The sequence below is a fragment of the Dysgonomonadaceae bacterium zrk40 genome, assembly GCA_016916535.1.
In the GTDB taxonomy this organism is placed as follows: Bacteria; Bacteroidota; Bacteroidia; order Bacteroidales; family Dysgonomonadaceae; genus Proteiniphilum.
On record CP070276.1, the window covers coordinates 2,729,293 to 2,752,592 of the forward strand.

20 protein-coding genes and 1 tRNA gene are annotated in these 23,300 nt (G+C 49.3%); 16 read left to right on the forward strand and 5 right to left on the reverse strand.

What is annotated here, in order from left to right:
• Nucleotides 1-43: 43 nt before the first annotated feature.
• The 8 genes from JS578_11255 (at nucleotide 44) to JS578_11290 (ending at nucleotide 8,225) form a co-directional block, all read left to right on the forward strand.
• Nucleotides 44-625 (forward strand): DUF177 domain-containing protein, encoded by a 582-nt coding sequence (locus JS578_11255; protein QRX63428.1) that lies wholly within the window; start codon nucleotides 44-46, stop codon nucleotides 623-625.
• 27 nt (nucleotides 626-652) lie between these two features.
• On the forward strand, nucleotides 653-838 hold the full coding sequence (gene rpmF, locus JS578_11260) for a 50S ribosomal protein L32 (protein QRX63429.1): 186 nt from the start codon (nucleotides 653-655) through the stop codon (nucleotides 836-838).
• 87 nt (nucleotides 839-925) lie between these two features.
• Nucleotides 926-1,942, forward strand: a complete 1,017-nt coding sequence (locus tag JS578_11265; protein ID QRX65002.1) for a ketoacyl-ACP synthase III — start codon at nucleotides 926-928, stop codon at nucleotides 1,940-1,942.
• Nucleotides 1,943-1,944: 2 nt separating this feature from the next.
• Complete coding sequence (gene era, locus JS578_11270) at nucleotides 1,945-2,838, forward strand: GTPase Era (protein ID QRX63430.1); 894 nt, start codon at nucleotides 1,945-1,947, stop codon at nucleotides 2,836-2,838.
• 64 nt (nucleotides 2,839-2,902) lie between these two features.
• On the forward strand, nucleotides 2,903-4,216 hold the full coding sequence (gene der, locus JS578_11275; protein QRX63431.1) for a ribosome biogenesis GTPase Der: 1,314 nt from the start codon (nucleotides 2,903-2,905) through the stop codon (nucleotides 4,214-4,216).
• Between the two features lie 294 nt (nucleotides 4,217-4,510).
• Complete coding sequence (locus JS578_11280; protein ID QRX63432.1) at nucleotides 4,511-6,634, forward strand: DUF349 domain-containing protein; 2,124 nt, start codon at nucleotides 4,511-4,513, stop codon at nucleotides 6,632-6,634.
• 200 nt (nucleotides 6,635-6,834) lie between these two features.
• Entirely contained in the window at nucleotides 6,835-7,986 is a 1,152-nt protein-coding gene (locus tag JS578_11285; GenBank protein ID QRX63433.1) for a galactose mutarotase, read from the forward strand.
• A gap of 23 nt (nucleotides 7,987-8,009) precedes the next feature.
• Entirely contained in the window at nucleotides 8,010-8,225 is a 216-nt protein-coding gene (locus JS578_11290) for a hypothetical protein (GenBank protein QRX63434.1), read from the forward strand.
• A 76-nt stretch (nucleotides 8,226-8,301) separates the two neighbouring features.
• On the opposite strand, the gene nth is transcribed toward JS578_11290, so the two are convergent.
• The 4 genes from nth to JS578_11310 all read right to left on the reverse strand — a co-directional run bounded on the left by nth (nucleotide 8,302) and on the right by JS578_11310 (nucleotide 11,887).
• Nucleotides 8,302-8,952 (reverse strand): endonuclease III, encoded by a 651-nt coding sequence (gene nth / locus JS578_11295; GenBank protein ID QRX63435.1) that lies wholly within the window; start codon nucleotides 8,950-8,952, stop codon nucleotides 8,302-8,304.
• 65 nt (nucleotides 8,953-9,017) lie between these two features.
• A complete protein-coding gene (locus JS578_11300) occupies nucleotides 9,018-10,565 on the reverse strand; it encodes a M81 family metallopeptidase (GenBank protein QRX63436.1) in 1,548 nt (515 codons plus the stop codon).
• A gap of 6 nt (nucleotides 10,566-10,571) precedes the next feature.
• On the reverse strand, nucleotides 10,572-11,288 hold the full coding sequence (locus JS578_11305; protein QRX63437.1) for a 16S rRNA (uracil(1498)-N(3))-methyltransferase: 717 nt from the start codon (nucleotides 11,286-11,288) through the stop codon (nucleotides 10,572-10,574).
• Nucleotides 11,289-11,293: 5 nt separating this feature from the next.
• Complete coding sequence (locus JS578_11310; GenBank protein ID QRX63438.1) at nucleotides 11,294-11,887, reverse strand: bifunctional nuclease family protein; 594 nt, start codon at nucleotides 11,885-11,887, stop codon at nucleotides 11,294-11,296.
• Nucleotides 11,888-12,032: 145 nt separating this feature from the next.
• Between JS578_11310 and JS578_11315 the strand changes: the two genes are divergently transcribed.
• Nucleotides 12,033-12,109, forward strand: a tRNA-His gene (locus tag JS578_11315).
• Nucleotides 12,110-12,184: 75 nt separating this feature from the next.
• Here JS578_11315 and JS578_11320 read toward each other — a convergent pair.
• Nucleotides 12,185-12,940 carry an RNA methyltransferase gene (locus JS578_11320; protein ID QRX63439.1) on the reverse strand — a complete coding sequence of 252 codons (756 nt, stop codon included), beginning with the start codon at nucleotides 12,938-12,940 and terminating at the stop codon, nucleotides 12,185-12,187.
• Nucleotides 12,941-13,226: 286 nt separating this feature from the next.
• Here JS578_11320 and JS578_11325 point away from each other — a divergent pair, with 286 nt between their 5' ends.
• From JS578_11325 to ccsA, 7 genes are all read left to right on the forward strand, one after another.
• Entirely contained in the window at nucleotides 13,227-15,251 is a 2,025-nt protein-coding gene (locus JS578_11325) for a transketolase (GenBank protein ID QRX63440.1), read from the forward strand.
• 18 nt (nucleotides 15,252-15,269) lie between these two features.
• Entirely contained in the window at nucleotides 15,270-15,725 is a 456-nt protein-coding gene (locus JS578_11330) for an RpiB/LacA/LacB family sugar-phosphate isomerase (protein ID QRX63441.1), read from the forward strand.
• A 15-nt stretch (nucleotides 15,726-15,740) separates the two neighbouring features.
• On the forward strand, nucleotides 15,741-16,751 hold the full coding sequence (locus JS578_11335; protein QRX63442.1) for a S41 family peptidase: 1,011 nt from the start codon (nucleotides 15,741-15,743) through the stop codon (nucleotides 16,749-16,751).
• Between the two features lie 112 nt (nucleotides 16,752-16,863).
• Nucleotides 16,864-18,438, forward strand: a complete 1,575-nt coding sequence (locus JS578_11340) for an SUMF1/EgtB/PvdO family nonheme iron enzyme (protein ID QRX63443.1) — start codon at nucleotides 16,864-16,866, stop codon at nucleotides 18,436-18,438.
• A 99-nt stretch (nucleotides 18,439-18,537) separates the two neighbouring features.
• Nucleotides 18,538-19,908 (forward strand): Gfo/Idh/MocA family oxidoreductase, encoded by a 1,371-nt coding sequence (locus JS578_11345; protein QRX63444.1) that lies wholly within the window; start codon nucleotides 18,538-18,540, stop codon nucleotides 19,906-19,908.
• Nucleotides 19,909-19,921: 13 nt separating this feature from the next.
• Nucleotides 19,922-20,836, forward strand: a complete 915-nt coding sequence (locus JS578_11350; protein ID QRX63445.1) for a sugar phosphate isomerase/epimerase — start codon at nucleotides 19,922-19,924, stop codon at nucleotides 20,834-20,836.
• 8 nt (nucleotides 20,837-20,844) lie between these two features.
• Nucleotides 20,845-23,268, forward strand: a complete 2,424-nt coding sequence (gene ccsA / locus JS578_11355; GenBank protein ID QRX63446.1) for a cytochrome c biogenesis protein CcsA — start codon at nucleotides 20,845-20,847, stop codon at nucleotides 23,266-23,268.
• The last annotated feature ends 32 nt before the right edge of the window (nucleotides 23,269-23,300 follow it).

The window sequence follows — 23,300 nt, forward strand, 5'->3', positions numbered from 1 at the left end:
AAATATTTACTATCTTTGCACCGCTTTATTTTGAGGAAAAAACGTGGCAAAGTTTAGTTTGTACAATATTTCCCTGAAAAACCTTTCCTTCGGAACCCATACCTACGCGTATGATCTGGACCGAAAATTTTTCGAAGCCATTGATGGTGACGAAGTAAGGAAAGGAAATGTGAAGGTGATGGTGACCGTGAAGCGAACCTCATCAACCTTTGAGTTTGATTTTGAACTGAAAGGAGTGGTGCAGGTGCCCTGCACACGTTGCCTCGACGACATGAACCAGGAGGTGGATACAACAAACCGTCTGATTGTGAAGTTCGGTAAGGAGTATTCAGAAGAGAGCGATGAGATTGTGATCATCCCCGAAGAGGAGGGAGAAATAAACATCGCATGGTTTCTCTACGAGTTTGTTGCGCTGTGCATCCCCATCAAGCATGTTCATCCCGCGGGTGAATGCAATCGCGCCGTTTCATCAAAACTGCGCAAGCACAGGGCTGTCAGCACCGATGAGGAGGACGCCGATGATGAGATCGCCGATGACGATGAACTTGCAAGTGAAGAGGATTCACAAACAGGCGATCCGCGATGGGATGCCTTGAAAGGGCTCAGTTTTGAAGACAATGATTGATATAAACAGTAAAAAGTAAATAATAAAATGGCACATCCTAAAAGAAGACAGTCTTCTGCAAGACAAGGTAAAAGAAGGGCACACGATCATGCGAAAATGCCTACCATGGCTATATGCCCCAACTGCGGTGCATGGCACATCTACCACACCGTATGTGGTGAATGTGGCTACTACAGGGGTAAGCTGGCAATTGAAAAAGAGGTGACAGCATAAGGTACTCTTGGCGATACATGAAAAAACCCTGAAACAATCTGATCGTTTTCAGGGTTTTTTATTCATTCAACTCTTATTTGAACGATGATGAGACAACAAAATGCAGTAATCACCGGTATCGCGGCCAGTCTGCCGGACTATATACTCACCAACGAGGAACTTTCAACCATGGTCGACACCACCGATGAGTGGATCATGACGCGTGTGGGAATCAAGGAGAGGCGTATCCTCAAAGGTGAAGAGATGGGTATCTCGGTGCTTGGCACAAAAGCTGTGGCAGATCTGCTTGCCAAAACAGGTACCGCGCCCCAGGAGGTGGATGCGGTGATCTTTGCCACCTCCACTCCCGATCACTTCTTCCCGTCTGCCGCATCAATCGTTGCAGAGAACAATCACATTAAAAATGCCTTTTGTTTTGATATGGAGGTTGCCTGCTCCGGCTTTGTGTATGGACTGGAGATCTGCAACGGACTGATCAAAACGGGGAAGTACAAGAAGATTATCCTGTTGGCAGGCGACAAGATGTCGGCCATTACCAACTACAACGATCGTACTACCTGTCCGCTTTTCGGAGATGCCGCCGCGGCTGTGCTGATTGAACCGACAGATGAAGAGCTTGGAATCATCGATGCAGAGTTGCATTCTGACGGAGTGGGATACAAACCTTTGCACATGAAGGCGGGCGGAAGCAAGTACCCTGCCAGCCATGAGACGGTCGACAAGAATGAACATACGGTCTACCAGGATGGCAAGGTGGTTTTTAAGTACGCCGTGTCACGAATGGCTGAGGTTTCGGAAAGCATCATGAAGCGAAACAACCTGACAGCCGATGATGTAGATTGGCTGGTGCCACACCAGGCCAACCTGCGGATCATAGATGCCACCGTGGAGCGTACCGGTTTGTCGACTGACAAGGTGATGGTGAACATCGAACGCTATGGCAACACCAGCGCAGGTACGATACCGGTCTGCCTGTGGGAGTGGGAATCAAAACTCCGAAAAGGAGACAACATCATCCTCACCGCCTTTGGCGCCGGTTTTTCCTGGGGGAGTGTCTACTTGAAATGGGGTTACGACGGAAACAAGGAAACAGATAAAAAGTAACAATGGAACAGAGGAAGCATCGTTCCGGCTTTGTCAACATCGTTGGAAATCCCAACGTGGGTAAATCGACCCTGATGAACCGACTGGTGGGGGAGAAGATCTCGATTATCACCGCCAAGGCACAAACAACGCGCCACCGGATCATCGGCATCGTGAACAAACCGGGGTACCAGGTGGTCTATTCCGATACACCCGGCGTGTTGCGTCCCAACTACAAGCTGCAGGAGCAGATGCTGACATTCTCGCTTTCGGCCCTGCAGGATGCTGATGTACTGCTCTACGTGACCGACGTGGTGGAGAAGGTTGACAAGAATGATGTGTTCCTCGCGAAAGTACAGCAGTTGGATCTGCCGCTGCTGCTGTTGATCAATAAAATTGACCAGACCACGCAGGAGGCGCTGGAGCAATTGGTAATGCAATGGCAAACCCTGTTGCCCAAAGCGGAGATCTATCCCATCTCGGCGTTGAACAACTTCAGTGTGGACCTTGTTCAGAAAAGAGTCCTGGAACTATTGCCTGAGTCACCTCCCTATTTCGAGAAGGATGCGCTGACCGACAAGCCGGCCCGTTTCTTCGTGGCAGAGATCATCCGGGAGAAGGCGCTTTTGCTTTACCAGAAAGAGGTTCCCTATGCCATTGAGGCCATTGTGGAGGAGTTTCTGGAAGAGAAGGATATCATCCGGATCAGGGCGATCATCCTGGTGGAGCGCGATACCCAGAAGGGGATTGTGATCGGTCACAAGGGTGAATCGCTCAAAAAACTGGGAACGATGGCCCGCAAAGATATAGAACGTTTCTTCGAGAAGAAGATTTACCTCCAGCTCTATGTAAAGGTAGAGAAGGACTGGCGCAACCGGGATAACCTGTTAAAAACCTTCGGATACAAACTGGACTGAAGATGATTAGCAATAAGCAAATCCTCAAATTCTCAAATCAACTCATCAGCGAATCAACAACATTATGCAAAACTTAGTAGCGATTGTGGGACGTCCCAACGTGGGAAAATCCACCCTTTTCAACCGATTGACACAAAGCCGTGAGGCTATTGTGACGGAGACTGCCGGCACCACCCGCGACCGTCAGTACGGCAAAGTCAACTGGAACGGGAAGGAGTTTTCACTGGTCGATACTGGTGGATGGGTGGTCGACTCCGATGATGTGATGGAGGATGAGATCAACAAACAGGTGCGCATTGCGATGGACGAGGCAGATGTGATTCTCTTCGTAGTGGATGTGATGAATGGGTTGACCGATCTTGACACCAGTGTGGCACATATGCTACGTCGATCCGGCAAACCGGTAGTGGTGGTCTCCAACAAATCAGACAACTTCGATCTTGGACACCAGGCAGCCGAATTTTATACACTGGGTCTGGGTGATCCATTCAGTGTCTCTGCCATCAACGGATCCGGCACCGGTGATCTGCTCGATCATATTCTCACACTTTTCACCAGTAGCGGCGAGGAGGAGGTGCTGGATGATGTCCCCCGGTTTGCAGTGGTGGGACGTCCCAATGCCGGAAAATCTTCCATCATCAATGCATTGATAGGTGAGGAACGGAGCATTGTAACTGACATTGCCGGCACCACACGCGACTCCATTTACATGCGCTACAATAAGTTCGGCATGGATTTTTATCTCGTCGATACTGCCGGTATCCGTAAGCGGGGAAAGGTGAACGAAGATCTGGAATACTTCTCGGTTATTCGCTCCATTCGTGTAATTGAGAATGCGGATGTTTGTATCCTGATGCTGGATGCAACCCGCGGCATCGAGAGCCAGGACCTCAATATCTTTTCACTGATTCAAAAGAACCGCAAGGGGCTGGTGGTCTTTGTCAACAAGTGGGACCTGGTGGAAGGCAAAGATAACATGGTGATCAAGACTTTTGAGAATGCCATCCGCCAGCGACTGGCACCATTTACCGACTTCCCCATCATCTTTGGTTCGGCACTTACAAAACAGCGAATCTTGAAAGTGATGGACCTTGCCAAGGAGGTTTATCTGAATAAAAAAAGAAAAGTGGCTACCAGCAAGCTTAATGAAAAGCTGTTACCCATCATTGAGCGTACTCCTCCTCCAGCCATCAAAGGGAAATATATCAAGGTGAAATACATCACCCAACTGCCCAAAACACAAGTACCTTCCTTTGTCTTTTTCTGCAATTTGCCACAATGGATCAAAGAGCCCTATAAGCGGTTCATCGAGAATCGCATGCGTGAGATATGGGACTTCTCAGGTACACCCATCAACATCTTTTTCAGAGAAAAATGAGCTGTTGTACAAGCATACCCGCCGGTTAACCACTGGCGGGTTTTTTTTTGTCTTCACAAATCAACCCTTCAGCACTACCCCATATCCGGTTTACAGAACGTTAACTAAACAGTTGCATGGTTCTATCTGCAAAAATAAATCAAAAAAACAGATGTTTTCCCAAAAATAATGCGTTAATTTGCAGTTATTGAAAAAAAAAGTGGTTGGTAAAAAACTACTATCGTGTTATAAAAAACTAAAAAATGAACAGCAACATCCCAATCGGATGGTTGGGGTATAACGAAGGGACTACTGATGAATACGAACAACAATCTTGATGAGAAAAATTTAACCATCGAAACTGAAAACAAAGAGATGCATCCGGAGCCTGATGTGCCGGTCCAGGAGTCTAAGGTAGATACCCCTCAAGCTGAAGAGGTTCAGGAAGCGGATCAAACCGCAGAAACCGATGCAGATACTCTCCCGGAAAGGCAGGAAGTTAATGAAGACTCTGACCAGAAATTGGTCGGGGAAACTGTCGACTCTACTGTTTCCGAAGTTCTGCCTGATGTTGCAGCATCTGTCTCGGAAGAGACTGATGAACAGCAGGAAAAAGAACAGGAGAAAATTGATTACCATTTGGAAGATGGTGATACAAGTGAGTCGGATGAGACCGGTAGTGAGGAAGAAGAATCGGATGATGATTCTGAATCAGACGATCAAACCGGTACCCTGTTAACCGTTGATGAAATTGTACTGAAGCTTCGGGGATTGCTGGATGAAGAACGTCCTCAGAGAAAAGATATCGATGAGTACAAAAATCAATTCTATCGCACGCTGCGCAATGAAATTGAGGGTCAAAAACAAGCATTTCTCTCTGCCGGAGGTGAAGAGATCGATTTTGTAGCCAACGAGCCTGCCCTTTTCGTTGAAGGGAAAGAGTTGTTGCAGAAGATCAGAGAGAAGCGATCAGCCATTACGGCCATGGAAGAGGCCGAGAAAGAGAAGAATGTAGCCAGGAAACTGGCCATCATTGAACAGGTAAAACAGTTGACACAGAACCAGGGTCAGGAGGATTTCAACAAGGTTTACCAGGAGTTCAAATCACTGCAGCAGGAATGGAACGAGATCAAGATGATCCCCCAGGCCAGGGTGAACGAGCTTTGGAAATCTTATCAGCATTACGTGGAGATTTTTTATGATCTGGTTCGGATCAACAACGAGTTCAGGGAATATGATTTCAAGAAGAATCTTGAATCGAAAACCGAGCTGTGTGAAGCCGCCGAGAGACTTGATGAGGAGTCTGATGTGGTTTCTGCCTTCCATCAGTTGCAGAATCTTCACCAGGAGTGGCGTGAGATTGGACCGGTATCCAGGAAGGAGAGGGAAGAGATATGGAATCGATTCAAAGAGGCCTCAACCAGTATCAACAAGAAATACCAGGCACATTTTGAGGCACTCAGGGGCAAGGAAGATGAGAACCTGGAACTGAAGACATCGCTCTGTGAAAAGCTGGAGGCAATAGACTACAGCCAGATTAAAACAATCAGAGACTGGAACAGCAAGGTGAAGGAGGTACTGGAGATTCAGACGCAGTGGCGCCAGATTGGATATGTACCACGCAAATGGAACACCAAGATATACAAACGTTACCGTGCCGCCTGTGATTTCTTTTTCCGTTCGAAGAATGAATATTATAAAACGCTGCGGAACGAGATGGAGGAGAACCTCCGGAAGAAAATGGAACTTTGTGAGCGTGCGGAGGCGATGAAAGAGAGCCAGGATTGGAGGAAAACCACCCAGGATTTTATTGAGATTCAGAAAGAGTGGAAGAATATTGGCATCGTGCCGCATAAATATGTGGATTCAGTTTGGAAACGATTTATCGCTGCCTGTGACTATTTCTTCGAACAGAAAAAAATACATACCTCTTCACAGAACGAAGAAGAATCGAAGAATCTGGATGCCAAGAAAAAAATCGTGGAGAAGATCAACCAGCTCGATCCTTCGCTTTCTGCCGAGGATGCATTGTCGTTGCTGCATAATCTGATGGACGAATGGTACGCCATCGGACATGTGCCCTACAAGATGAAAGATCGTGTCTACAGGGAGTTCTACGATGCTACTGAAGCTCAGTTTGACCGACTTAACATCGACAAAGAGGAACGCAAGTTGGAGAGCTTCAAATCCAATATTGCTGACATGAGTCGTTCGGGAAATGCCCAAAGCCAGCTGCTGCGTGAGCGTGAAAAGTTGATGCGTCAGTATGACCGGATGAAAAATGAACTGCAAACCTACGAGAATAACATCGGTTTCCTCTCCGTTTCCTCCAAGAAAGGCAATCATCTGGTGGATGACATGAACCAGAAGGTGGAGAAGATCAAGACTGAATTGCAGATGATCTTAAAAAAAATTGAGACCCTCGATAAGGAACTGTAACAAGAGCTCCATCTAAAATGAATTTATAAACAGCAGCCGTTGAATGCGGTTGCTGTTTTTGTGGATAAAATGATGAGATTTGGAGTGAATTGATTTAAATCGTAATTTTACCTTTCCAAATGATATTATGTTGAGGTAGATTGCGACAATAAAGTCTATTTGAGATGCTTATTTTGAACACTAATTTTAATGAAAAACAGATGAAACTTAATCGAATGATCTGGCTTATGGCGCTGATTGCCGTGGTTGGATGTACAAACAAACAGAAAGAGGCTCCCGCTGAGCAAACAACGTTATCGGGATTGAAGAAAACCGATTTTCAGTCGGAAGTGAACGGCGATTCAACAGACCTGTATCTGCTGATAAACGCTAATGGGATGGAAGTTGCAATCACCAATTACGGTGGACGCATTGTCTCAGTGATGGCGCCCGATAAAGAGGGCAATATGAAGGATGTCGTGCTGGGGTTCGATAACATTGAGGATTACATGGCTGTCAACAATGATTTCGGTGCCACGATCGGACGCTACGCAAACCGTATTGCAAATGGGAAAGTGACGATTGATGGTGTCGAATATGATTTGCCTAAGAATAATTTCGGACATACCCTCCATGGTGGTCCGAACGGTTTCCAGAAGCAGATTTTCAAAGCGTTGCAACCTGACAGTCAAAGTGTGGTGCTTACTTATCTGTCTGTAGATGGTGAGGAAAACTTCCCTGGCAACCTGAATGTAAAGGTGACCATGACGCTTACCGACAACAACGCCATCGATATCGTATATGAGGCTGAAACCGACAAGGAGACCGTAGTGAACCTTACCAACCACTCCTATTTTAATCTAAGTGGTGATCCCAGTCAGACCATCCTCGATCATATGTTGATGGTTTATGCGGATGAGTACACTCCTGTAGACGAGACATTTATGACAACTGGCGCCATCGAGAAAGTAGAAGGCACACCCATGGATTTCAGAACAGCGGTTGCCATTGGAGAGAAGGTTGATCAATATGATTTTGAACAGTTGAAGAATGGTGACGGTTACGACCACAACTGGGTGTTGAACACCAATGGTGACGTGTCGATGGTGGCAGCTTCTGTATGGTCTCCCGTGACTGGTATCAAGCTCGATGTTTATACCAACGAGCCGGGCATTCAGATCTATTCAGGCAATTTCCTTGATGGCACTGTAACGGGGAAAAAGGAGATCACCTATCAGAAACGTGCTGCTGTCTGTCTGGAGACGCAGAAATTTCCCGATTCGCCCAACAAGCCGGATTGGCCCTCTCCCTATCTGAAACCGGGTGAAAAATACAGCAGCCGTTGTATTTATCAATTTTCGGTAATAGACTAATCGATTCTTAACAGATCAAGCATATGGAAAGCTTATCCAATCTGCCCGAATGGCTGATCATCCTGATCGTCATACTGTCCCTGTTCGACTCAGTGTTGAAACTGATCGCACTCTGGAGAGCAGCCCGTAACAATCATCTGGTCTGGTTCATTTGCCTGGCTATTTTCAATACAGTGGGTATTCTACCCATTGTGTACCTGGTATTGAATAAGAACAAAGCGATTCCCAAAGCCGAATAGATTTTTCGTGAACAAAGAGTGAGGGTGGAGCCGGCAACGGTCCACCCTCTTTTCATTTTGCATGCGTTACGATAATTCAGATTCCTGTGATCTGATGCTTTGCATAATAGCTGCACCACTCCCTTATTCCACAGCTCTCGCATTTGGGCTTCCGTGCCACACAGACATACCGGCCATGCAGGATCAGCCAGTGATGCGCTTTTGAGAGGAGTGGGGCAGGGATATGTTTTACCAACTCCCGCTCCGTCTCCAGCGGTGTTTTTGAATTGCGGGTGAGACCTATACGGTTGGCCACGCGGAACACATGGGTGTCCACCGGCATGGCCGGCTTATCGAATGCCACGGCCAGTATCACGTTGGCTGTCTTGCGTCCCACTCCGGGAATGGTGAGCAACAGATCGATATCGGCAGGCACCTCCCCGCCGAAGTCGGCTACCAGCTTTTTGGCCATTCCCACCAGGCTTTTCGCCTTGTTGTTGGGATAGGAGCAGGAGCGGATATGGGTGAATATTTCATCGGAAGAGGAGGCGGCCATCACCTCCGGTGTGGGAAACGCCTCGAAAAGGGGAGGGGTGATCTGGTTCACCCGTTTGTCGGTACACTGTGCCGACAGAATCACTGCCACCAGCAACTGATAGGGAGTCTGATAGTGTAGCTCTGTCTCTGCCGACTCGGCGTTGGCTTCAAACCAACCGATCACATTTTTATATCGTTCCTTTTTGGTCATATTCCACTTTTTGGCCAAATTATTGAATTTCCCTATTTAACCATCCTCACTTTCTTACATCAGCATTATTTATCCGCCAGTGGGATAAAACGTGCACTCAGGTCGGGGTCCTCCATGTCCGGATCGAGAGGATAGATGGGACGTGGTACTCGCTGATAGGGCAATCGAAGCAGATCCTGATCCACACCTCCCGGTGTGAGCGCCATGATCCAGTCGCCACGCATATCGTATAGTTCGGGCACCAGATATCCGATTTTCACCACCAGGATATCGGTCTCCCGGGGGATGAGGCCCAGATCGGCGAACTGCTTCTCGTAGTGATAGGCATTTCGTTTTTCGGTGACGATGGTATAGATGTTACCGCTCTTCACCACAACCTCGCTGTTGTGCTCATCTTCTTTGATGTGCGTAACGACTCCCCTCAAGCGGAGGGGTGGGGCAAACCGGTCGTCCACCTCCGCACCAGCGGTGGCGTCGACAGTGCCGCCCACACCCGCTTCGATAGCTTTCTTCACCAGTTCCGGATCGGGTATGGAGGCATAAATCAGCGTCTTGCCGCTCTTCTGCAAGGCAGAGTGTTTGAAAAGCTCATGCAGTGTCCAGGTCACATCGCCTGCGCCACCGGCAGTGGGATTGTCGCCCATGTCACTGATGATAAACGGCTGCTTGTCGCTGGCCAGCGCTTTTTCCAGTGCTTCCTCCAGGTAGGTGGTGGGTGCCACGAATTCGAATTCTCTTCTCACATCCCAGAAACGATGAGCCAGTTTCTCTGCTGCTTTACCTACAGCCTCCTTGTCGTCACCGTAAGCCATCACCACCCCGTGGTTGCGTGGTTCATCGGCCCAGGGATAAGACATCCAGATGGCGGCATCGATCACCCTGTCTCCATCCAGTAGGCCCGGTATTTCAGCATAGAGGCTCTTGCCCGGCTCGATGCGTGTGCTCGTTTTCTCTCCCGGCAGGAGGATGGGAACCGGGATCCAGGCTTTATAAGCCGGCTTTCCTTTCCCGCTTTCCAACCTGTCGAGCAGGTTGGTCACAGCCCTTTTCTTCGATTCAATGGCATCCTCGTGCGGAGCCAGACGGTAGCATGTAATCAGGTCGGTGTGCTGTGCCAGTCGCGGAGATACACTGCCGTGCAGGTCCATCGAGGTGGAGATCAGCACCTCTGTGCCCACCAGCTCACGGATGCGCACGATGAAATCACCTTCAGGGTCGTCCAGTCCCTGAACGCTCATCGCACCATGGATATCAAAGAAAAGCCCGTCCAGGGGTAGTGTTTCACTCAGCATCTCCAATGTTTGAGTCACCAGTGACTCATACGCCTCGCGGGTCACGATACCCCCCGGCATGGCATGACCGCGCAGGGTGGGGAGCCATACTGCCCGATCGATGATCCCTGAGTCGGGTGCCATGAAGGGGTAATAGCTGAAAACCTCATCACCCACTCTTGCCCTGAAGGCATCCTCGTGGGAAACTGCGGGTGAGAAGGTGCTCGACTCGATGGCGATACCAGCGATGGCAACTCTGGGTTTTTCACTTTTGTTGCTGTTGCTGCACGATAGGGCAATGATCATCAGAAACAGTGGGAGGACTAATACTATTTTTTTCATTTGAATCTATGTTGATGTAATTTGGTTCAATACATGGATGGTATGTGTGGCAACCAAACAGGCTGTCTCCGTGCGAAGGCGGGTCTCTCCAAGGCTCACAGGCTCAAATCCGTTGTTGATGGCTTCTGCCACTTCCTGCTCACTGAAGTCGCCTTCAGGGCCAATCAATATCAGTACATCTTCACCTTTCCTGTAAGATTGTGCCAATGCAGTTTTGGGCAGATCATAACAGTGGGCAATGAACTTTCTACCGTTAAAAGGTTGTGCAACAAACTCACTAAAGGAACGCATCTCGTCGATGAGGGGCAGCCGGGCCTGTTGTGACTGTTTCATTGCCGAAATCGCAATTTTGGTCAATCGTTCTCTTTTGATCTCCTTCCGCTCGGAGAAATTGCCAAGGACTGGCGTAAACCGATCAACCCCTATCTCGGTTGCCTTCTCCACGAACCACTCGTTGCGGTCCATCTGCTTGGTCGGTCCGAAAGCGAGCTGAATCATAAATGATCTCTTTCGGGGTTCTTCCCATTTACGCAGGATGGTCACCACGCTTTTTTTCGGATGGGAAAGTAGCAACCTGCATTCGTAAAAAGAACCCTCACCGTCCGTGACGGTCAGCAGGTCACCTTCTTGCATGCGCAACACTTTCGCACAGTGCTGCGATTCCTGTTCCGGGAGAATAGGGTTTTCCAGGATCTCGGGACAGAAAAAGAGATTTTCGGCCATTATTTTCAGGATTTATTCTCCCTGCGGTTTATCTCATCACGCAGACTGGTTGCAAGTTCATAATTTTCCTCATTCACTGCCTCCCTGAGCCTCTCTTTAAGGGCATCCAGCCGCAAATCGGTCAACTCCTCCTCTCTCTTCTTAGTGGGCTCCTGTAATGGATCTGCTGCACTTTGTTCGTTATGCTCATCAAAGACAACAGCCATGTTACGCATGATCTCCTCTGTGGTGAAGATGGGAGAATTGGTGCGGATGGCAAGGGCAACAGCATCCGATGTGCGAGAGTCGATGCGATATTCAGTTCCGTTCTGCTCGATTAGCAGCTCCGAGAAAAAGGCACCCTCTTCGAACTTGTATATTACCACCTCTTTAAGCAGAATGCCCAACTCCTTCCAGATGGAACAGATCAAATCATGTGTGAGGGGTCTGGGAGGAGTGATTCCTTCCATCACGATGGCAATCGATTGTGCTTCGGGCGTACCGATGACAATGGGAAGCCGTCTGATTCCCTCCTCCTCAGAAAAAACGAGTGCGTAGGCGCCAGCTTGAACCTGACTGAAAGATATCCCCAGTATGGAAAGTTTAATTTTTTGTGACACGACAGTTTGCAATTATCCGAATCAACCTCAAATATACGAATTAATCGTGAGAGATGGTTGTCAGTCTCATTTTTTTTGATTTTTTCTCCAATTTTGATTGAATGTGCGAAAAATATTGTATCTTTGCATCCGGAAATTCAATATGGTGGTTGTAGCTCAGTTGGTTAGAGCGTCGGATTGTGGTTCCGAAGGTCGCGGGTTCGAGCCCCGTTTTCCACCCCAGTCTCATTCATTTTGAGATTTTTATTCTCTTCAGATTTGTTTTAGGTAATCACGTATTCTCATACGTGATTTTTTTTATCCCCGTCTTCGACGAAACTCTGCGCATACTACTGCTGCTGCGGCAGCTACGTTCAATGATTCAGAGGTGATTCTGCCGAACGGGTAACTGGGAATCAACAATCTCCTGTTAATCAATTTTTCCGTTTCCCTGCTGATGCCTTTCCCTTCACTGCCCAAAACGATTACTCCCTCGGTGGAGAGTGGTTCACCATAGATGTTGGCGCCATCCAGAAAGGTGCCGTATACAGGTAAGTCGCTTTGCCTGGAGAGCAGGGAAGTGAGTTCCCCTTGGAATCCTCTCACGCGTGCAATGGCCCCCATGGTAGCCTGCACGGTCTTGGGATTGTATAGATCGGCTGTGTCGGGAGAACAGAGGATTTGATCAATGCCGAACCAATCGGCAATGCGGAGAATGGTGCCCACATTGCCGGGATCCTGCACACCGTCGAGTGCCAGACTCAGTTTGCCACGCAATTGCAACTGCTCGGAATGCTGTTCAGGCTGATAAAATACTGCGATGACCTGGGGGGCAGTTTGCAAAAAGGTTGCCTTGCTCAGTTCGATTTCAGTTGCATCAACTATTTCATCTGCTTTCATTTCCGGATACGCATGCAGGACTTCAGGCAGTGCTGCCAAAAACTGACAGTGACAGGTTGACATCAAATCTGTGACCAATTTGATGCCCTCCGCAACAAATGCGTTGTGCAGGCTGCGGAATTTTTTCTCTTTCAGTGATCGGATGTATTTAATCTTGTTTTTGCTCAGACTCATATAGGTTTGGTTTTCGGCAATCCCGTTCAACCGGATCGACATTTCGATTGAATCAGCCTATTGTTTACAAACCGTAAAAATAGCAATTTAATCGCGCAATCTTCCTATTGGCAAAATGATAATCTTAAAATCTGGATAAGTGTCTCATCAATTACCGTAAACATATCATTCATTAAGGGTGAGGATTTCAAAAAAACATTATCTTTGCATTCCATACACCTGGCATCTCTATGCTGACTCATTTTATGCTAACGAATTAAATAACTATAATATTACCGATATTTTTATGAACGAAAATGCAATCATGAACAAAGCAGCCGACAACATCCGTATCCTGTCGGCATCTATGGTAGAACAGGCTAAATCCGGACATCCGGGTGGTGCCATGGGTGGGGCAGATTATATCAATGTCCTTTTTTCTGAATTTCTGGAATATGATCCTGAAAATCCGGGATGGGAGATGAGAGACCGTTTCTTCCTTGACCCAGGACATATGTCACCCATGTTGTATTCGGTACTCTGTTTAAGTGGTAAGTTTTCGTTGGATGAACTGAAAGAGTTTCGTCAGTGGGGCAGTCCTACACCCGGACATCCCGAGATTGACATCAACAGGGGCATTGAAAATACCTCAGGTCCGTTGGGACAGGGTCATGCCTATGCAGCCGGTGCAGCCATCGCCGCGCGTTTTCTTCAGGCTCGTCTGGGCGAAGGGATGGATCATACCGTTTACAGCTTCATCTCCGACGGAGGTGTGCAGGAGGAGATCTCTCAAGGAGTTGGCAGGATTGCCGGTCACCTGGGACTTAGCAACCTCATCATGTTTTATGATTCCAACAATATTCAGCTTTCCACCACTACAGATGCCGTGACCAGCGAGGATGTTGCCGCCAAGTACAGAGCCTGGAACTGGCGGGTGATCTCCATCGATGGCAACAATGTGGATGAGATCCGCAAGGCTCTCACTGAAGCAAAAGCAGAAAAAGAGAAACCGACGCTGATCATTGGTAATACAGTGATGGGTAAAGGGGCGCTTGCTGCTGATTGTACTTCTTACGAGTGTCAGGTCTCCACACATGGTCAACCCCTTAGTGCTGCCGGTGCCGATTTCGGACAGACAATCAATAATCTGGGTGGTAATCCGGAAAATCCCTTCTCCATCTTCCCTGAGGTCGCTGAACTCTATCAGAAAAGAAAGGAAGCGTTGAAAGTGATTGTTGCAGACAGGAATGCCAAGTTGCAACAGTGGACAGCTGCCAATCCTGAAATGGCTGAAAAGAAACGCAAATGGTTTTCCCGTGAATTGCCTGCAATTGACTGGAGTGCCATCACTCAGAAGGCCAACAGTGCCACGCGTGCTGCCTCTGCCGCAGTACTCTCAGAGCTGGCCAAACAGGTTGAAAATATGGTTGTGGCATCTGCCGACCTCTCCAATTCTGACAAGACCGATGGTTTTCTGAAACATACAAAAGCACTGACCAGCAATGATTTCTCCGGTGCTTTCCTGCAAGCCGGTGTATCTGAATTCACCATGTCCTGCCTCTGCATCGGGATGAGTCTCCATGGCGGTGTCATCCCAGCTTGTGGCACCTTCTTTGTCTTCTCCGATTATATGAAACCTTCAATACGTGTGGCTGCCCTGATGCAGACACCGGTGATCTTTATCTGGACACATGATGCCTTCCGTGTGGGAGAGGATGGTCCCACTCATCAGCCGGTAGAACAGGAGGCCCAGATCAGGCTGTTGGAGAAACTACAGAACCATCATGGAAAAAATTCCGTACTGGTACTTCGCCCTGCTGACGGCAATGAGACCACCGTAGCCTGGAAGATGGCAATGGAGAACAGTGAAACACCTACCGGTTTGATACTTTCACGTCAGAACATCAAGGATCTGCCGGCTGAGGGATCGCGTTACGAGGCTGCATTGCATGCTGACAAGGGTGCTTATGTGGTTCAGGATGAGGAGAACTTTGATGTGATCCTGCTCGCCTCCGGATCAGAAGTCTCTACACTGGTGGAGGGAGCTTCTCTGCTTCGGGCCGATGGGGTTAAAGTGCGTATCGTATCGGTACCTTCTGAGGGTCTTTTCCGTTCACAATCAAAAGAATATCAGGAGTCTGTATTGCCAAGAGGTTCTAAAAAGTTTGGCCTTACTGCCGGATTACCGGTTACCCTTGAAGGACTTGTAGGTGCTGACGGTGCTGTATGGGGAATGAACTCATTCGGGTATTCTGCACCCTATACGGTATTGGATGAGAAACTTGGATACACCGGAGAGAACGTGTATGAGCAAGTAAAGAAACTGTTGTAACGATATAAAGGAATTATCATGTCATTGTTCACAAATGCTGAAAAACCGATTGGTATTGCTTCTGATCATGCAGGTTATGAGATGAAGCAATACCTGACCGGGGTCCTCGAGGAAAAGGGGATCCCCTACAAGGATTTCGGGGCCTATTCCCCGGAAAGCAGTGATTATGCTGATTATGCACATCCCCTGGCCACGGCTGTGGAAAATGGGGAGTGCTATCCGGGTATTACTATCTGTGCCACTGGCAACGGGATCAGTATGACGGTCAACAAACACCAGGGCATCCGTGCAGCCCTCTGCTGGAGCAAGGAGCTCGCCTTTTTTGCCAGAGCGCACAACGATGCCAATATCCTTTCTCTACCGGGTAGGTTTGTGAATCAGGAGGAGGCATATGAGATTCTGGTCACTTTTCTCAATACACCTTTTGAAGGAGGACGTCATGAGAGAAGGATCGGCAAGATCCCCTGCGGATAGAAATTGACAATGGTCATGAAAATTGTCAAACTGCATCGCTGGCTACTTCTTCTTACCCTGTCTATCCTTTCAGGGTGTGATGATCCTACCATGCAGTTTGACAATCATCCCAAAGGAAACTTTGATGCGTTGTGGACCATCCTCGACCGGAATTACTGTTTTTTTGAGTACAAAGAGATTGATTGGGATGCTGTGTATCTTGATTATAGCAGGCGCATCACCTCCAACATGGGGAATGATGCCCTCTTCAAGCTGATGGGGGAGATGCTGGCCGAGTTGCAGGATGGGCATGTCAACCTGGTAGCATCACACGATGTAACCCGTTACTGGAAGTGGCAGGAAGATTATCCGGCCAATTTTGATCCTGCAACACAGAAACATTATCTTGGGAGTGACTACAGCCGTGCATCCGGTATCTGGTACAAAATCCTCGAGGACAATGTGGGTTATCTCTATTACAACAGCTTTACGAGCGACCTAAGTGATGGAAGCCTGGATGAAATCCTCAACCGCATGGCTATCTGTAAGGGGATCATCATTGACGTGCGCAACAACGGTGGGGGAAACCTCACCAACGTGGAGAAGCTTGCCAGTCGTTTTTTTAACAAACGGACCCACGTCGGTTATATCTCTCATAAGATTGGTCCCGGACACAACGATTTCTCATCCCTTTATCCCAAATATCTGGAGAGTTCCGACAGGGTGCGTTACCAGAAACCGGTCGTGGTACTCACCAACAGGGGATGTTACAGCGCTACCAACGAGTTTGTAAGCATCATGAAGATTGCACCTTTAGTAACCGTGATAGGCGATAAAACAGGTGGCGGTAGTGGTCTGCCCTTTTCTTCTGAGCTCCCCAACGGCTGGTCGGTACGCTTCTCTGCATCCCCCATGTTCAATGCCGAGAAGGAGCATATCGAGTTTGGTGTGGAACCTGATTTCTTTGTTTCAATGCTCGATAACGACAAGGATAAGGAGAAAGATACCATCATTGAAACGGCTCGTGCGCTACTAAAACAAATGTGATTAATTGTTACCCAATTTTTAATTACCATATATTTTCGTACTTTTATGAGCTAATTGGGATAGCTGATAGATAACAGCTGTCATTGCTGCTTTAATATCATCGTGTAGAATAATGCCAAGAAGATCAAGAAGGAACAAACAACCTGCGAAAAGATTATACAGGAGAAAGGGTTTTATCCTGTTTTTGGGTGTTTTAATAGGGGTGCTTTTTATTGCATCCCTTTATCAGACGTCAGTTTATTTCTCCACCAATGAATCATGTATGATGTGTCATGTGCATCCCCACGCCGAGGAAAGTTGGCGCTTGTCGACCCATGTCAACAACGGAAGCGGGGTGATGGTCAATTGTGTGGATTGTCACCTGCCACCCAAGGACAACACCTGGGAACACTACTCAGCCAAGGTGGTACTGGGTGCCCGCGACCTGTGGGGCTACCTCACCAAGGATAGCACCGATTTCGACTGGGATAGCAAGTCTGAGCTGGAGCATGCTGTGAAGTACATCCCCAATGAATCATGCGTCAAATGCCACCAGAATCTCTTTCCCGAAGGGGTGACGGATGATGCGGTGACTGCACATCTCTATTACGAGGAGAATGCTGAAAAGCTAGACCTGCAATGCATCAGCTGCCACCTTGATGCCGGACACTACAATCCCGACTACGCACATGGTCAGATGACCGGCATCCCCGGAATGTCGGCATCCTACGATGTGGACAGTAGCCTCTTTTACAAGGATCCAACACCGGTAAACTCTTTTGCCGACTTCAGGGAGCAGATACCCGGTACCGCAGTCTCTTTTCAGATGAGAGCGATAGAGGGGGGTACCTTCAGGATGGGAAGTCCTGAGAAAGAACCTTTCCGTAAGGAGGATGAGTCTCCTCAACATGAGGTGTCACTTGACCCCTTCTTCATGGCTGAGGTGGAGACCACCTGGGACCAGTATTGGGCGTTTTATGCAGAGACGATGAGCGAAGGACGTACACCCCCCGAGGTGGTGTATCAGAACAACATCCAGGCGATGGGGGTGGATGCGATCTCCGGACCCACCTCCCCCTTTGGTTATCCCGATCAGGGATGGGGGCAGGGAGACCGACCGGCCATCACCATGACTCACTACGCAGCGGAAACCTTCTGCCAGTGGTTATCTGAAAAGACCGGAAAGAAATACCGCCTGCCGACAGAGGCAGAGTGGGAGTATGCTGCCCGTGGCGGCACCGAAACAGCCTATTTCTTCCCAGGCAGTCCGAAGGCCTTCTCGGACCATGGCTTCATGCGTAATGTCTTCAAACCGAAAACAGATAGCATCAGCGCATATGTGATATACAACAAGAACAGCCACAGTCGTACACAGCCTCCCTCTTCGGTGCTTCCCAATCCCTTTGGCTTGAAAAATATGCTGGGGAACGTGATGGAGTATTGTGCTGACAAATACGACCCACAGGCTTACGCTAACAGGAGTGGTGAAACCCACAACCCCCTGGTGACTGAGGGGGATGAATGGGTGGTACGTGGAGGACTATATTCCTCTGATGCCTCCGATGTACGCAGTGCTGCGCGCAGCCATACCCGTCACGACGACTGGCTCAGAACAGACCCGCAGCAACCCAAGAGTATCTGGTGGTACTCCGATATCAAGGGTATTGGCTTCCGTGTCGTTTGTGAGCCTGATTCAACCCTCTTTTGAGAGAAGGTTGATAAGCCCTCTCTCTCAGTGACAGACAAATCTTATCTAGAGAAAACAAAAGAAAACATATTCAATCTATCGACTAAAACAATCTGAGCAATGAAAAAAGAAAACAATCTGACCAGACGGTCTTTTCTGAAGACATCTGCCGTAGCAGGTGCCGTAGGTGTGATTGGTGCAGGTTCAGCAGGTCTGCTGACCTCTTGTAGCGGAAAGGAGAAATCAGGAAACAATCCCCTGAAGGAGCCGGGAACCTACTACATTCCGGAACTGCCTGACCTGGCTGCCGATGGCAAAGAACTTAAAGCAGGTGTGGTGGGCTGCGGCGGTCGCGGTTCAGGGGCAGCCATCAACTTCCTCAACGCTGCCAATGGTGTTACCATTGTTGCGCTGGGTGACGTGTTTCAGGACAGGGTCGATTCACTGGCCGACAAGCTGAAAACAGAGAAAAACATCGATATACCGGCTGAAAAACGATTCGTGGGGCTTGATGCCTACAAGCAGGTGATCGACAGCGAGATTGACATCCTGATCGATTGTACACCTCCCTTCTTCCGCGCAGAACACTTTAAATATGCCGTTGAGAAAAACAAACATGCTTTCCTCGAAAAACCGATCTGCGTGGATGCTGTGGGATACCGCACCATCGTGGCGGCTGCCAAGCAGGCACAAGCCAAGAACCTGAGCGTGGTGACCGGTACGCAGCGCCACCACCAACGAAGCTATGTGGAATCCTACAAGCAGATTATGAATGGTGCCATCGGTGAGATCACCGGAGGAGCGGTCTATTGGAACCAGAGCATGCTCTGGTATCGTGACCGTCAGCCTGGATGGAGCGATTTTGAGTTTATGGTGCGTGACTGGGTCAATTGGAAATGGTTGTCGGGAGATCATATCGTTGAACAACATGTACATAACATCGATGTCTTTACGTGGTTCTCCGGCCTGAAACCGGTGAGTGCAGTCGGATTCGGCTCCCGCCAGCGTCGGGTTACCGGCGACCAGTACGACAATTTCAGCATCGATTTCACCATGGAGAACGGTATTCACCTGCACAGCATGTGTCGCCAGATTGACGGCTGCGCCAACAACGTCAGCGAGTTCATCCAGGGCACCAAAGGTTCCTGGACAAGCAACGGTGGTCATGTGATCAAAGACCTGGACGGTAACGTGATCTGGCAGTACGATGAGGAAGCTGAGAAAACCAATTTCAAGCAGACCGATCCTTACACGCTGGAACATGTGAACCTGATCAATTGCATCCGCAGCAGCAAACCAATCGAGCAGGCGTCTGAGACCGCTGTTTCAAACATGGCTGCCATCATGGGACGTGAGTCGTCCTACACCGGTCAGCAGACCACATGGGATGCAATGACCGCTTCTCAACTGAGTTACATACCTGCCGACCTGAATATTGGTCAGATGGATATGTCCGGATTCAACGTGCCTGTACCGGGCAGTGGTAAATAAAACAGGAACTGTTATGACATTCGACAGAAGAAAATTTCTCAGAACTACCCTCGCCGGGACGGCAGCGCTCGCCGCGGCGGGGTGTGGCTCTTTTGCCGCCGCCAAAACGGAAGAGAGTGCAACAACCAACAAGGCGATGCTGAACATCTCCTTTCAGGAGGGCACGGCACCCGGTGAGACGCTGAACGAGAAGTTCGATTTCATGGAAACACACGGTGTGACCGGCTTTGAACCGCATGGTAAACCAATGCTGGCTAGGCTGCAGGAGATGAAAGATGCTCTCAGGGGGCGCAACATCAAAGTCAGTGCTGTCTGTGCAGGCTTCGACGGCTTTATTCTCTCCACCGATCCGGCCATACGCAAGCAGTGCCGGGACTCCATGGCCCAGCTGATCGCTGCTGCCGGTGAACTGAACTCGACCGGCGTGATCATCGTGCCTGCCTTTAACAACCAGCTACCGGTGATGCCCCACACGCAAGAGACACGCGACTTCCTTTGTGAGCAGTTCGATGAGATGGGTACTCTTGCCCAACAGCATGGAACCACGGTGATTTTTGAACCGCTAAACCGCAAGGAGGCGTTTTACCTCCGTCAGGTGGCCGACGCCGCCTCCATCTGCCGCGACATCAACAACCCCGGTGTGAAGTGCATGGGTGATTTCTGGCACATGACATGGGAGGAGAACAGCGACATGGCTGCCTTTCTCTCGGCCGGCGACCACCTGCAACATGTACATGTGGCTAGTCGCAAGCGTCGCAGCATGCCGGGTGAGGATGGGGATGCCGACAACTATGTAGATGGTTTCAGGGGCCTCAAGATGCTGGGTTACGACAAGTATGTAAGCTTTGAGTGCGGGTGCCAGGGCGACCGTGAGGTGGTTGTACCTGCAGCTCTCGATCTGCTGCGCAAGCAGTGGGATGAGGCTTGATCTCTTTTATGGATAAGCTGATTCGCTTGTTGTCATCCTATAAAACATCCATTATCCTGCTGCTGATCTTTGCAGCAGGAATGGCTGTTGCAACCTTGGTGGAAAAGATGATGGGGACGGTGGCAGCAAAAATGCTGATCTACTACTCACCCCTGTTTATGTTTCTCCAACTGTTGCTGGTGGTCAACTTCCTCCTGCTGCTGAATCGCTACCACTACATCCGTAAAAAAAAATGGACCCTGATGGTGATCCATGCTTCCCTCATCATCATCCTGGGAGGAGCACTCACCACCCATCTCTTTGGGAGAGAAGGTCAGGTGCACATCCGCGAAGGGGAGAGCAGTGATGAGATGGTGATCCGCACTTCACGCGGCACCAGGGTGGAGAAGCTTCCTTTTCAACTGGAGCTGACCGACTTTCGGTTGCATCGCTATCCCGGCTCTGAAAGCCCCTCCTCCTACGAAAGTTCACTTCGGATACACATCGACGGAGAGGTGCGGGAGGCAGAAGTCTTCATGAACAATGTGCTGGACCTGAAGGGATATCGTTTCTTTCAGGCTTCCTATGATCCGGATGAGCAGGGTACAGTTCTCTCGGTGAACAGGGATCCGGTAGGACGAGCCGTTACCTATTGTGGATACCTGTTGTTGCTGTTGGGTTTTCTGATGATGTTTCTGATGCCGGGTTCTCGCTATCGGAAGCTGATCCGCAGTTTAAGGGAGCTTCGGTTGTCCGGGGGTGCAACAATTCTCCTGCTCTCTCTCCTGCTGCTGTCCCCAAGCGATCTGGATGCCTCGGAGGTTACACATCCTGAGACTCTCCTCAAGCATAGCGTGCCGGTCACACATGCTGCCCGATTCGGGGAACTGCCTGTGCAATTCCGCGGTCGCATCATGCCGATGAACAGCTTCTCCTCCGAGATCTTGCGTAAGCTTCACAAGGAGACCTCCATCGTTGGGCTCAACAGTGATCAGTTCCTGCTGGGGCTGCTTTCCCAACCGGAGCAATGGATGGAACTGCCGTTGATTGCCCTGCCGGAGAGAGAGATCAGCCGCCGCTACCAACTTCCGGATGGGTATGGAGCCTATACCGATTTCTTTGATACGGAAGGGACCTACCGACTGTTGCCGGTGCTGGAACAGATTTTTCATCGAACACCGGCTGAACGCTCTACAGCAGACAAAGAGCTTATAAAGCTGGATGAAAGGGTGAGCATCCTTTACCAACTGTTGCATCAAACCATGCCGTCCATCTATCCTTTGTTGGGTGATCCCGGTCACACCTGGTTAGCACCGGAAGATGATCTCTCCCTTTTTACCGGTGAGGACTCACTCTTCGTAACGAATATTTTCAACCGTTATCTGACTGCCGTGAGGCAATCACTGCAGAGCGATGACTGGCAGGAACCGGATCGCTTGCTGCGTGAGCTTGCTGCATGGCAACGTGAAAATGACACAGCCTCGCTGATACAGCCGGCAAAGATCGAAGCGGAGATCCGCTACAACCGTTTGCAGATCTTCGCTCGTGCCAGGGTAGGCTATTTTATGTTAGGGGGTCTGCTGCTTCTTATTTCATTCCTGCGTCTACTGAGAGAAAAGAGAGGATTGTACCATGCCGGCAACCTCCTGACCATAGGCATCATCGCTGTTTTTCTCTATCATCTATATGGCATGGGACTCCGCTGGTACATCGCCGGGCATGCTCCCTGGAGCAACTCCTATGAGACCATGGTCTACATCGGCTGGGTCACGCTGCTGGCGGGACTGATCTTCGGACGCCGCAACAGCCTCACCCTCGCCCTGGCTACACTCTTCGGAGGGGTGATTCTCTTCGTTTCAGGCCTCAACTGGATGGATCCACAGATCAATACGTTGGTGCCGGTATTGAAATCGCCATGGCTGATGTTTCATGTGGCGGTGATCGTGGCTGCTTACGGCTTTTTTGGCATCAGCTTTCTGCTGGGAATGACCAACCTGCTGCTGATGAGTTTCCGGCATGCCGGGGAGCAAATGTCCCTCCGCATCAGGGAACTGAGCATCATCAACAATCTATCCCTGCTGTCAGGATTGGCACTGATGACCATCGGCACCTTCCTCGGAGCGGTCTGGGCCAATGAGTCGTGGGGGAGATACTGGGGCTGGGATCCCAAGGAGACCTGGGCACTGATCACCGTGGTGATCTACTCCATCGTAACCCACCTCCATCTGGTGAAGCGGTGGCAGAGCGAGTGGCTCTTCAATTTTCTCTCGGTGCTGGCTTTCTCCTCCGTGCTGATGACCTTCCTCGGAGTGAATTACTTCCTGAGCGGCATGCATTCCTATGGTCAAACCGATACTACATCTTCAATTTTTCTTTACATTGCGGCTGCCTTTGCTGTGATCGGAATTCTGGGAGTTGTCTCCTACAGAAAAACAGTAAGCAACCAGTTGTAAATATCTATTCTGAATTGCTCGCCGCATATTTC

What these genes read in the sequence shown, in the direction of transcription:
- rpmF (QRX63429.1), top strand. Translation starts at nt 653, where the DNA reads ATGGCACATCCTAAAAGAAGACAGTCTTCTGCAAGACAAGGTAAAAGA.
- JS578_11265 (QRX65002.1), top strand. Translation starts at nt 926, where the DNA reads ATGAGACAACAAAATGCAGTAATCACCGGTATCGCGGCCAGTCTGCCG.
- era (QRX63430.1), top strand. Translation starts at nt 1,945, where the DNA reads ATGGAACAGAGGAAGCATCGTTCCGGCTTTGTCAACATCGTTGGAAAT.
- der (QRX63431.1), top strand. Translation starts at nt 2,903, where the DNA reads ATGCAAAACTTAGTAGCGATTGTGGGACGTCCCAACGTGGGAAAATCC.
- JS578_11280 (QRX63432.1), top strand. Translation starts at nt 4,511, where the DNA reads ATGAATACGAACAACAATCTTGATGAGAAAAATTTAACCATCGAAACT.
- JS578_11285 (QRX63433.1), top strand. Translation starts at nt 6,835, where the DNA reads ATGAAACTTAATCGAATGATCTGGCTTATGGCGCTGATTGCCGTGGTT.
- JS578_11290 (QRX63434.1), top strand. Translation starts at nt 8,010, where the DNA reads ATGGAAAGCTTATCCAATCTGCCCGAATGGCTGATCATCCTGATCGTC.
- nth (QRX63435.1), bottom strand. Translation starts at nt 8,952, where the DNA reads ATGACCAAAAAGGAACGATATAAAAATGTGATCGGTTGGTTTGAAGCC.
- JS578_11300 (QRX63436.1), bottom strand. Translation starts at nt 10,565, where the DNA reads ATGAAAAAAATAGTATTAGTCCTCCCACTGTTTCTGATGATCATTGCC.
- JS578_11305 (QRX63437.1), bottom strand. Translation starts at nt 11,288, where the DNA reads ATGGCCGAAAATCTCTTTTTCTGTCCCGAGATCCTGGAAAACCCTATT.
- JS578_11320 (QRX63439.1), bottom strand. Translation starts at nt 12,940, where the DNA reads ATGAGTCTGAGCAAAAACAAGATTAAATACATCCGATCACTGAAAGAG.
- JS578_11325 (QRX63440.1), top strand. Translation starts at nt 13,227, where the DNA reads ATGAACGAAAATGCAATCATGAACAAAGCAGCCGACAACATCCGTATC.
- JS578_11330 (QRX63441.1), top strand. Translation starts at nt 15,270, where the DNA reads ATGTCATTGTTCACAAATGCTGAAAAACCGATTGGTATTGCTTCTGAT.
- JS578_11335 (QRX63442.1), top strand. Translation starts at nt 15,741, where the DNA reads ATGAAAATTGTCAAACTGCATCGCTGGCTACTTCTTCTTACCCTGTCT.
- JS578_11340 (QRX63443.1), top strand. Translation starts at nt 16,864, where the DNA reads ATGCCAAGAAGATCAAGAAGGAACAAACAACCTGCGAAAAGATTATAC.
- JS578_11345 (QRX63444.1), top strand. Translation starts at nt 18,538, where the DNA reads ATGAAAAAAGAAAACAATCTGACCAGACGGTCTTTTCTGAAGACATCT.
- JS578_11350 (QRX63445.1), top strand. Translation starts at nt 19,922, where the DNA reads ATGACATTCGACAGAAGAAAATTTCTCAGAACTACCCTCGCCGGGACG.
- ccsA (QRX63446.1), top strand. Translation starts at nt 20,845, where the DNA reads ATGGATAAGCTGATTCGCTTGTTGTCATCCTATAAAACATCCATTATC.